Annotated in this window: 12 protein-coding genes and 1 pseudogene; 10 read left to right on the forward strand and 3 right to left on the reverse strand. The window is 70.0% G+C overall.

Annotation, left to right across the window (positions count from 1 at the left end):
• The first annotated feature begins 214 nt into the window (after positions 1-214).
• The 10 genes from ON39_RS25495 to mtnC all read left to right on the forward strand — a co-directional run bounded on the left by ON39_RS25495 (position 215) and on the right by mtnC (position 8,995).
• A complete protein-coding gene (locus tag ON39_RS25495) occupies positions 215-991 on the forward strand; it encodes an alpha/beta fold hydrolase (protein WP_040738155.1) in 777 nt (258 codons plus the stop codon).
• Between the two features lie 6 nt (positions 992-997).
• The gene (locus tag ON39_RS25500; protein ID WP_040738157.1) at positions 998-1,294 is read left to right on the forward strand and encodes an MGMT family protein; all 297 of its coding nucleotides are present in this window, start codon (positions 998-1,000) and stop codon (positions 1,292-1,294) included.
• Positions 1,295-1,328: 34 nt separating this feature from the next.
• Positions 1,329-2,072 carry a VOC family protein gene (locus ON39_RS25505; RefSeq protein ID WP_040738158.1) on the forward strand — a complete coding sequence of 248 codons (744 nt, stop codon included), beginning with the start codon at positions 1,329-1,331 and terminating at the stop codon, positions 2,070-2,072.
• 140 nt (positions 2,073-2,212) lie between these two features.
• Complete coding sequence (locus ON39_RS25510) at positions 2,213-3,955, forward strand: NTP transferase domain-containing protein (RefSeq protein ID WP_040738159.1); 1,743 nt, start codon at positions 2,213-2,215, stop codon at positions 3,953-3,955.
• A 354-nt stretch (positions 3,956-4,309) separates the two neighbouring features.
• The gene (locus ON39_RS25515; protein ID WP_040738173.1) at positions 4,310-5,068 is read left to right on the forward strand and encodes a class I SAM-dependent methyltransferase; all 759 of its coding nucleotides are present in this window, start codon (positions 4,310-4,312) and stop codon (positions 5,066-5,068) included.
• A gap of 147 nt (positions 5,069-5,215) precedes the next feature.
• A complete protein-coding gene (locus ON39_RS49010) occupies positions 5,216-5,392 on the forward strand; it encodes a hypothetical protein (RefSeq protein WP_157195515.1) in 177 nt (58 codons plus the stop codon).
• A 183-nt stretch (positions 5,393-5,575) separates the two neighbouring features.
• Entirely contained in the window at positions 5,576-5,920 is a 345-nt protein-coding gene (locus ON39_RS25520) for a DUF1330 domain-containing protein (RefSeq protein ID WP_040738161.1), read from the forward strand.
• A gap of 161 nt (positions 5,921-6,081) precedes the next feature.
• Complete coding sequence (locus tag ON39_RS25525; protein ID WP_040738162.1) at positions 6,082-7,737, forward strand: bifunctional S-methyl-5-thioribose-1-phosphate isomerase/methylthioribulose 1-phosphate dehydratase; 1,656 nt, start codon at positions 6,082-6,084, stop codon at positions 7,735-7,737.
• Entirely contained in the window at positions 7,734-8,309 is a 576-nt protein-coding gene (locus ON39_RS25530; protein ID WP_040738164.1) for a 1,2-dihydroxy-3-keto-5-methylthiopentene dioxygenase, read from the forward strand. Before ON39_RS25525 ends, ON39_RS25530 begins: the two co-directional genes overlap by 4 nt.
• Positions 8,306-8,995, forward strand: coding sequence for an acireductone synthase (gene mtnC / locus ON39_RS25535; RefSeq protein WP_040738166.1), 690 nt, complete (start codon positions 8,306-8,308; stop codon positions 8,993-8,995). The genes ON39_RS25530 and mtnC overlap by 4 nt, the downstream gene beginning before the upstream one ends.
• A gap of 3 nt (positions 8,996-8,998) precedes the next feature.
• Here mtnC and ON39_RS25540 read toward each other — a convergent pair whose 3' ends face one another.
• The 3 genes and pseudogenes from ON39_RS25540 to ON39_RS25550 all read right to left on the reverse strand — a co-directional run.
• Positions 8,999-9,433, reverse strand: a complete 435-nt coding sequence (locus ON39_RS25540) for a YdeI/OmpD-associated family protein (protein WP_040738168.1) — start codon at positions 9,431-9,433, stop codon at positions 8,999-9,001.
• 25 nt (positions 9,434-9,458) lie between these two features.
• Positions 9,459-9,911 carry a VOC family protein gene (locus tag ON39_RS25545; RefSeq protein WP_040738170.1) on the reverse strand — a complete coding sequence of 151 codons (453 nt, stop codon included), beginning with the start codon at positions 9,909-9,911 and terminating at the stop codon, positions 9,459-9,461.
• Positions 9,912-10,001: 90 nt separating this feature from the next.
• Positions 10,002-10,285, reverse strand: a pseudogene (locus ON39_RS25550) (hypothetical protein); the annotation flags it as partial.

Consider the following 10,285-nt stretch of genomic DNA (forward strand, 5'->3'; position numbering starts at 1 on the left):
CGCGCCGGACCGGCCGCGGCCGCGGCGTCGAACAGCGCGCGAACGTCGGCTCCCCAGGCGCGCGGCCTGGGTGCCGCCACGTTCCGGCGAACTAGTCGCACCGCGCTATCCGATCGCACCACGCGGGCTATTGCAACAGACACGACCGACACGCCGAGGCCCCCCTCGCGCGACTCGCCGAGCGGTCGTCCGTGGTACAGGTCAGAATGGACCGGTGTCTGCTCTGCATGTCTATCGATTCGGCCCGGCGAACGGCCAGGCGGTGCTCGCCCTGCACGGGATGACCGGCCACGGCAAACGCTGGGAAGACCTGGCGGTCAACCACCTTCCCGATCTCCGCATCATCGCTCCTGACCTGCGCGGACACGGACGTTCGAGCGCATTGCCGCCGTGGACGTTCGAGGCCGTGGCCGACGATCTGGTCGAGTTGCTGGAGGCGGAGACCACCGAACCGGTGACTGTGGTCGGGCACTCGTTCGGCGGCGCGTGTGCGATGTATCTCGCTCGGCGACGCCCGGACCTGATTCGCGGGCTCGTGCTCCTGGATCCGGCCATCGGCCTGGCGCCCGAGTTCGTCGGCGACATCGCCGAGTCCCTGCTGGCCGAGCCCGACTTCGAATCCGTGGCCAGGGCGCGCGAGGACAAGCTCGCCTCCGCGTGGGCCGATGTGGCGCCGAATCTCCTCGAGGCCGAACTCGACGAGCATCTCGTGCCGACGCCGCAGGGTCGCTTCGCCTGGCGGATGAGCATTCCCGCGATCACCTCCTACTGGGGACAACTGGCCCGCCCCTTCGTGTTGCCGCCGCGGGACCTGCCGACGGTGCTCGTGCAGGCGCTGAAGGTGCAGCCGCCGTTCGTCACGCCGGAGTTCCGCGCCGCACTCACCGAGCATCTCGGCGCGCGCCTCACCGTGCACGACTGGGACAGCGATCACATGCTCCCGCAAGCCCTTCCGGCCGAGACGGCGGCGCTGATCCGCTCCGCTCTCTGAACGGCGATGGCCACCACTGACGAGCAGGTCGAGCGGGTGCGCGAGCTGGTCGCGTCCATCCCGCCCGGCCGCGTGGCGACCTACGGCGACATCGCCGCGGCCGCCGGGCTGTCCACCCCGCGCACGGTCGGCTGGATCATGCGCACCGACGCCGCCGATCTGCCGTGGCACCGGGTGATCGGCGCGGGCGGCAAGCCCGCGGCGCACCTGGCCGACCGGCAGCTGCGGCTGCTCGCCACCGAGGGCGTGCCGATCACCGAGGGGCGAGTGAACCTGCGGGCGGCGCGTTTTCCGTTTCCGTGAACGCGCACCCGGCGCGCCGCGCTACCGTTGAAACATGTCCACCCGCTTGGCGTGTGTCGTGTTCGACGCGGACCGGCCGCGGTTCATCGCGGACTTCTGGGCCGAGCTGCTCGGCTGGGGCGTGACCATCGACCGCCCGGAAGAGGTGGACGTGGCCGCCCCCGACCCCGACGGCGCCGATCTCGCCCTCGCCTTCCTGCCCGCGGCGCGAGCCAAGAACGGCAAGAACCGCATTCACCTCGACCTGGCCAGCCGCTCGATCGATCACCAGCGCCTGCAGGTCGATCGCGCGCTGTCGCTCGGCGCGCGCCGCATCGACATCGGGCAGGGCGCGGTGCCGTGGGTGGTGCTGGCCGATCCGGAGGGCAACGAGTTCTGTGTGCTGGAACCACGCGAGGAGTACGTGGACACCGGCGCCGTCGCGGCCATCGTGATGGACACCCGAGATCCGCTGCGGCTAGCCGAGTTCTGGGCCACCGCCTCGGGCTGGCCGGTCGCCCACGGCGGTGAGCGGGTGGCCGGGCTGCGGTCGCCGACCGGGCTCGGCTCGTGGCTGGAGTTCGTGCGCACACCCGAGGTGAAGTCCGGCCGCAACCTGCTGCACCTGAACCTCGCGTCCTTCGACGATCAGGCCGCCGAGGTGGCCCGGCTGCAAGCCGCCGGCGCCACGGCGATCGAGGACGCCGACTCCTCGACGGCGCGGCGGCTCACCCTCGCCGATCCGGAGACCAACGAGTTCTGCCTGCTCCGGCCGCTGCGCGACTGTTCGTCCGTGTAGACCGTCCGCCTCCCTGCTTCCGGGCCGAGACGAATTAGCATGTCCGCCATGAGGTGCTTGGGCCCTGTGTCGCAGTCCGGCCGGATGCATCCGGGGGCGGGATCGTCGTCCGGCGAGGCGCCGAGCCGAGGTCGTGCTCGGTGACCGCTGCCGACGCGATAGTGCTCGCGGGCGGGCGCGCCAGCCGCATGGGCGGGGTCGACAAACCCGCGATCGTCATCGGCGGCCGTTCCATGCTCGACGCTGCCTTGGCCGCCGTCGCCTCGTGCGCGCACACGGTCGTGGTCGGGCCACGGCGCCCGGAGCTGCCGCCGGAGATCGGGCAGACGCGCGAGGTGCCGCCGGGGTCCGGGCCGGTGGCGGCGATCGGCGCGGGATTGCGCGCGCTGGGCTCGGCGGCGCCGCTCGTGGTGGTGCTAGCGGCCGATCTGCCGTTCCTGTCGGCCGCCTCGGTCACCGAATTGATCAGGCACACCTGCGAATCCGGCGCGGACGCGGTGTTCGCGGCGGACGAGTCGGGTCGGCCGCAGTATCTCATCGGGGTGTGGCGGCGGACCGCGTTGACGGCGGCGCTTGACCGGCTGGAATCGCTGATCAATCAGCCGATGAAGGCGTTGATCCCCGCCGACTCGGCGATCATCGCGCTGCCCGGGATCGCCGACTGCGATACCGAGGAGGAGGTACGGGAGGCCCGCGCGTCGGTCGCCGCGGGAACCGAGCCCGCGCTCTCGCTCGATGACGCGCGGAAGACGCTGCGCGACAACCTGTCCCGGCTCACCGCCTACTCGGCGGATCTGCGCTCGGTGCGCGGAGCCGCGCTCGCCGCGCCGCTGGCGGCCGTCGGACCGCTGCCCCGCTTCGACGTGTCCGCGATGGACGGGTACGCGGTGGCGGACGGGGGTCCGTGGCGACTGCGCCGCGACATCGGGTTCGCGGGCGGCCAGCGCCCGGTCGGGCTGCTGCCGGGCGAGGCGGTGCGCATCGCCACCGGCGCGCACGTGCCGGACGGCACCACCGCCGTCGTCCGGGACGAATTCACCAGGGTGGCACCGGATGACACCCTGCACCGACTGCCGGACACCCCGATCAGGGACGACATCCGCCGTCGCGGCGAGGACCGGCGACCCGGTGATCTCGTTGCGCCGCAGGGGACCCCGGTCACCGCCGCCCTGATCTCCGCGGCGGCGAGCGTGGAGGTGACCGCGGCACAGGTGCGCGGGCCGGTCCGCGCGCGAATCGTGATGACCGGCGACGAGATTCGCAGCGAGGGACCATTGCACGCGGGCCAGACCCGCGACTCCATCGGGCCGATACTGCCGGACCTGCTGTCCTGGTATGGAATGCGCACCGCCGATCGGGTGCACCTGCGCGACACCCCGAACGGCTTCGACGAGGTGCTGGCCGCGGCGCGCGAGTGCGACCTGCTGGTGATCGTCGGCGCGACGGGCAGCGGCGCGGCGGATCAGCTCCGCGCCGCGGTGGCCCGGGCCGAGGCGCGAGTCCTGGTGCGGCGGCTCCGGTTACGGCCCGGGGGCTCCACGGTGGTGGCCGAACTGTCCACGGGCACCACGGTTCTCGGCCTGCCCGGCAATCCGTTCGCGGCCGTGGCGACCCTCATGGCCCTGGCGCCCGCCATCGTCGCCGGGCGCACGGACGGCACCGCTCGGCCACCGCTGCTCGGTCCGCTGCACAACGCCGCCGAGATCTCCGGCCCGGTCACCCGGATCGTCCCCGCCCGTTTCGCACCGGCGGGTGGCTGGCTCGGCGACCCGAGCGTCCGCACCGCCCACCTCGGCGGCCTCATCGATCGAGACGGTCTGGTCGTCGTCCCGCCCGACGCCGCCGACGGCGCGACGGTCGAATTCCTGCCGTTGCCACGGTAGAGCCCGGCGAGGGCGGCAGCAGCACCGTCCTCGTGGTGGGGAGCCGACAGGCCCCGGGAGTTCGCCGCTGACGATTCGGCTGCCGTGGACGGCGAGCAGGCCCGCCGTGGATCTCACAGCGCCTCCGCACCTTTCACAGGGTGTCCAGCCCTTGTGAACAGTACGCAAGCTCTGTGTATCTCCTCCGCATAGCCGTAGACAGGTCGGCGTGCCTGAAGGGACTGAGCCTTTGGGCTCGGCCTGTATCGCGTCGTAGCGGCAGTTGGACGGACTCGCTTGCTCGGTACCGCGTGGGTCGCGGCGCGGCGGGAAACCCCTTTGCCGTGGCGGCAACCGTTCGGCAACAATCGGGGCATGGGACGCAGCTTCGAGGAACTGGTGGCCGAGGCCGACGCGGTGTCGGTGGCCGGCTGGGATTTCGGCTGGCTGGACGGGCGGGCCAGCGAGCAGCGGCCGTCCTGGGGCTACCAGCGGTTGCTGGGTGAGCGGCTCGGGAAAGTCGCTGCGGCACTGGACATTCAGACCGGCGGCGGCGAGGTGCTGGCCGGCGCCGGAAGCCTGCCGCCGCTGATGGTGGCGACCGAGTCCTGGCCGCCGAATATCGCCAAGGCCACCCACCTGCTGCACCCGCTCGGCGTGGCGCTGGTCGTGGACCCCGACGAGCCGCCGTTGCCGTTCGGGGACAACGCGTTCGATCTGGTGGTCAGCCGGCATCCGGTCACCGTGTGGTGGTCCGAGATCGCGCGGGTGCTGCGGCCGTCGGGCACCTATTTGGCGCAACACGTCGGCGACGCAAGCGTTTTCGAACTCGTCGAGTATTTCATCGGCGCGCAGACCGAGGAAATTCGCAAGCGCCGCAATCCCGATGACGATCGGGCCGCCGCAGCCGTCGCCGGACTCGACGTCATCGATCTCCGATACGAACGTTTACGCGTCGAGTTCGCCGATATCGGCGCGGTCGTGTACTTCCTGCGGAAGGTGCCGTGGATGGTCCCGGACTTCACAGTGGACCGGTACCACGATCGCCTCCGCGCGATGCACGACGAGATCCAGGAAAATGGTCCATTCGTCGCCCACTCGACCCGATTTCTCATCGAGGCGCGCAAGCCATAACCAGAAGAATACGGCTCCTACCTGGGAGAACAACCCCGGATCGCCGGTATGACAGCCTTTTCTCATTTCCTCTTTCGGAATTGCCCGGGGCTCGCTATCGTGAGTTGCGTTAGGCGAATAACAATCCCCGGAAAGGACCGAGTGGAGATGGCTGAAAAGTCGAAGAAAGCGCCTAAAAAAACGCCGAGGCAGATGGATCGGCAGCAACAGCAACAGCGTCGAGATCAGGACATGGGTCGCGGCGCACCGTCGGACCGCATGCCGAATCAGCGCCAGGACGAAGATCCGCGCGATGCCGGCCGACGCGGGATGAGCGACCGGTAACCGATCCACAACCGTGCCGCCGGTTCCTTTGCGAACCGGCGGCCCGATTGTGCTTTATCGACGATTACCGCCTCGATTTCCGCGATCCGCGCTTACCTTCGAGGTAATTGTCCGTTCCCACCGCGCGGCCTACGTTCGGATCGGCGTCGCGTTCCGGCGGCGTCGCCGAGCAAGGGAACACCAATGTCCGCCTATGGCTTCGCCCACCTGCGCGCCCGCAGGCCGCACGCCGACATCCTCGAGTACCTCAAGCGCATTCAAGACACCCTGGACCCGTTCGACGGACGCTTCGTCATCCACGGCCCGCCCGCCGAGATCGTGGAGGGCGACTGGCCGGGCAGCATGGTCCTGCTCGAGTTCCCCGATCTGGACACGGCGCGGGCGTGGTACCGCTCCCCCGCGTATCAGGAGATCCTCCGCCTGCGCACCGACCACATCGACGGCGATCTGTTGCTGATCGAGGGCGTCGGGCCGGACTACGATCCGCGCGAGCGGGCCGCTAAGCTGCGCGCGCAGGCCGCCGGGTAGACAGTCGGCGCACTGCGTCTCGGGCGACGGTTCCGGCTGCCGACCCTGCCTCCCGACGGCTGACCCCCGCTGCGCCCCCGGCAACCGACTTTCTAGAAACCGTCCCATTCCGATACCGTTGACCAGGCACAACACGGCTCCACGCGGTAAGGAAGCGCCTGATGGACGACAGTTCCCTGATCTGGGACGACGGTGTGCTGGTCACCATCGACCAGCGTGGGTTACCGCACGAAGTCCGCGAACTGCGTCTCGGCACGGTCGACGCGGTCATCGACGCCATCAAGGTGCTCGCCATCCGCGGCGCGCCCGCCATCGGCATCGCGGGGGCGTTCGGCGTGGTCATCTCCGCCGCCGCGCACACCGTCGACGGGGTCGTCGACGAAGCTCGGGTGCAGGCCGACGCCGATCGGATCGCCGCCGCCCGGCCGACTGCGGTGAACCTCGCGTGGGCGGTGCGGCGAGTGCGCGCCAAGGTCGCCGAGGGCGCCGACGCCGTGCTGGCCGAGACGCTGGCGATGCTGGCCGAGGACGGCCGGGTCAACCGGGCCGCCGCGACGCACGCCGCCGATCTGGTGCAGCGCCTCTGCCCCGACCGGCCGCTGCGCGTGCTCACCCACTGCAATACCGGGCGGCTGGCGACCAGCGCGTTCGGCACCGCGATCGGCGCGCTGCGGGTGCTGTCCGAGCGGGGTGCGATCGAGAACGTGTTGGTCGACGAGACCCGGCCGCTGCTGCAAGGCGCGCGGCTCACCGCCTGGGAACTCGCCGAGGCCGGCATCCCCCATCGGCTCACCATCGACTCCGCGGCGGCCTGGGCCATGGCGACCGGGCAGGTCGACTGCGTGCTCGTCGGCGCGGATCGGGTCACCGTGAACGGCGACGTGGCGAACAAGATCGGCACGTACTCGCTCGCGCTCGCGGCGCTCCATCACGGCATTCCGTTCATCGTGGTCGCGCCCGAGTCGACCCGCGACCCGAACATGGCGACCGGGCGCGACATCGTGGTGGAGGAGCGCGCCGCCGCCGAGGTGACCGGATTCGGCGGTGTGGCAACGGCTCCCGAGGGGACCCAGGTGTTCAACCCGGCATTCGATGTCACGCCGGGCGAATTGGTGACGGCGGTCGTCACCGAGTCGGGTGTGGTGCATCGCGGGGATGCCGGAGATCCCTTGCCCGGCAAGGAGATCGCCGACATCGCGCGCGGGCTGTACGCGCGCGGGTGGATGCCGGGCACCGCGGGCAACATCTCGGTGCGGACCGGCGCGACCGCCGTCATCACCGGCAGCGGGTTGTCCAAAGGTGAACTGACCGAACGCGATATGGTGACCGTCCTGGTCGCGGACTCGACGCCGACCGCGACCGGCGGCCGGAAACCCTCGGCGGAGACCACGATTCACACCGCGGCGTACCGGGCCACCACCGCGCGGGCCGTCGTGCACATCCATCCGCCCTACGCCACCGCGCTGGCGACCCGCGTCGGCTCGCCCGACGCGGTGGCCACGCTGCGCCTCGCCGACTACGAGTTGATCAAGGGCCTCGGCGGCGCCGATCCGGCGACGATCGAGATCCCGGTGTTCCCCAACTGGGCGAATGTGCCGCGCATCGGCGCCGATATCGAGCGCTATCTCACCGACCACCCCGACGCACCGCCGGTCCTGTTCATCGCGGGCCATGGAATCACCGCGTGGGGGGACAATCTTTCTCAGGCGCGTGATCGCGCCGAATGCCTGGAGGCGCTGTGCGAGCTGGTGGCCCGCACCGGGCGTCGCGAGGCCTTCGGCGCGCGCGAGGACACTCTCGAGATGGGACTGACATGACTCTGCTTCAGGTGATGGCCGCCGACAACGCGGCCGACGTGCGGGTGCGGACCACCGACGACGCGGTGATCGGCACCGAATTGGCCAAGCACGGCATCACTTTCGGCCGCTGGCCGGTGGTGGACAACGCCGAGTCCATCGACTCCGACGAGCTGCTCGCGCACTACACCGGCAACGTCGCCGAGCTCAACGAGTCGGGCCGCTACAAGCACATCGACGTCGCGCGCATCCATCCCGACGACGCGAACCCGGAGTGGCCGCAGATCGCCAAGGGTGCGCGGGAGAAGTTCCTCGACGAGCACCGGCACGCCGAGGACGAGGTCCGCTACTTCGCCGCCGGTCGCGGCTGCTTCTACCTGCACCTCGGGCACGAGGTGCTCGCCGTCGTCTGCGAGGGCGGGGATCTGCTCTCGGTGCCGGCCGGCACCCTGCACTGGTTCGACATGGGCAGCAGGCCCGACTTCATCGCCATCCGCTTCTTCGAGGAGGAAGACGGCTGGGTCGGCGACTTCACCGGCGACAAGATCAGCTCCGGTTTCCCGACCCTGGACGAATTGCTCACCGCCTCATGATCACCACGGTGGTGATCGATATCGAGGGGACCACCAGCCCGACCAGTTCGGTGCGCGAAGATCTGTACGGCTATACCCGCCAACGTCTTCCGGCGTGGCTCGCCGAGAATCGCGCGGGTGCGGCCGCTCCGGTCATCGCCGCCGTCCGCGCGGAAAGCGAACGGCCGCAGGCAGACACCGACGAGGTGGCGGAGATTCTGCGCGGCTGGCTCGACTCCGACGTCAAGGCGGAGTCGCTCAAGGCGGCGCAAGGGTTGATCTGCGCGGAGGGCTTCCGCGCCGGCGCGCTGCACGGTGAGTTCTTCCCCGACGTGCCGCCCGCGCTGCGCACTTGGCACGCGGACGGGCTCGCGCTGTATGTGTACTCGTCGGGATCGGTTCGCAACCAACAGGATTGGTTCGCGTTCGCGCGTGGGGGCGAGTTGTCCTCGGTGATCGCAGGACATTTCGACCTGTCGACGGCCGGCGGCAAACGCGAGCCCTCGTCCTACGAGAAGATCGCGAGCGGGATCGGCGTGCCCGGTGACCGGATTCTGTTCCTGTCCGATCACCCGGACGAGCTCGACGCGGCCGTCGCCGCGGGCTGGCACGCCATCGGGCTCGCCAGGGACGGGGAGCCGAATCCGCCACGGCCGCCGCATCGTTGGGTCGATACGTTCGCCGACATCGATCCCTTCGCTGAGTAGTCGTCAGCGCAGCGAGTCGACGACCTTCGCGATGCGTCGGGCGCGGGTCTCGGCGGCCTTGGCCTCGGTGATCTTGGCGACGTGTTCGCGCCGTCGCGAATAGGACAGTGCGTCGAACGCCGCCCGCAGGCCTGCGGATCGCAGCGCCTCGGCGAGGTCGTCCGGGACTTGCACGGTCCGCTCGGCGTCGTCGCGGGCCAGGGTCACCACGACCCGATCGCCCGGCCCCTTGCCGAGTTCGGCGCGGATCGCCTTCAACACGCCGAGGCACGGCCCGGCGCCCATGTCGGCGATGGAGCCCCGGTACTCGACGCCGTCGAAGGCGGCCGCCACCGGGATGCGGCCGCCGCCACCCAGCTCGGCGACGATCTCGGCGGGCACCGCGACATACGCGCCGCCGCCCGCACCCGCCTCGATCGTCGCTTCGAATCGCCGCATGGACCGAGCGTAACCCGGCCCTTGGTCAGGCGTGGTCGTACGCGTCCTGGAGGGTCTTGATATCGAGCTTGGACATGCCGCGCAGAGCCGTGCCGACGGCGATGGTCTTCGCGGCGTTCTCGCCGTTCATCAGGGTCGGCAGGGCGGCGGGAACGATCTGCCACGACAGTCCGTAGCGATCGGTCAACCACCCGCACGGCCCCGGCGCCCCACCCTCGGTGAGCGCCTCCCACATCCGGTCGATCTCCTCCTGCGTCTCCACCACGATCTGCAGCGACGCCGCATCCGTCAGCGCATGCCCCGGCCCGCCGTTCATCAAGGTGACCCCGTGCCCATCCAGCTCCATCGCCACCACGAACGCCGCCCCCTCCGAATCCCGAGCCACCTCGGTAACCCGCGAGTTGGGCACCACCGACGTATACAGCGCCGCCGCCTCTTCCGCCGCCGTCTCGAACCAAAAGAACGTATTGACAGACATAACTGCTCCTAACCAATCCGATGACCTGCTGTCACCCCTTGGTCGGAGCCACCTACACCCCTTCGACCTATCTCGCCGAAAATTTCGAAATCACTCGGCGTCGAAGAGTTCGGCAGTGCTGGTTACCGTCAGCGACCGATCGAGCCAGCGCTCCAGCAACGCCAGATCGGTGCACGACGTCAGACGCTCTCGCACCCCATCATCGACAACGACTCCGCGGCGCTCGAGAATCCGCAGAATGCTCCCCGCGACTCCCTCAGATCGGCCCTCGATACGCCCCTCGGATCGGCCCTCAGATCGGCCCTCGATACGCCCTTCATCCCGCAGGCGCTGCGAGGTCTCCGAGCGGAAGAACGACAGATCGATCGACATCA

It is taken from the genome of Nocardia tenerifensis NBRC 101015 (assembly GCF_000308715.1).
Lineage (GTDB): Bacteria > Actinomycetota > Actinomycetes > Mycobacteriales > Mycobacteriaceae > Nocardia > Nocardia tenerifensis.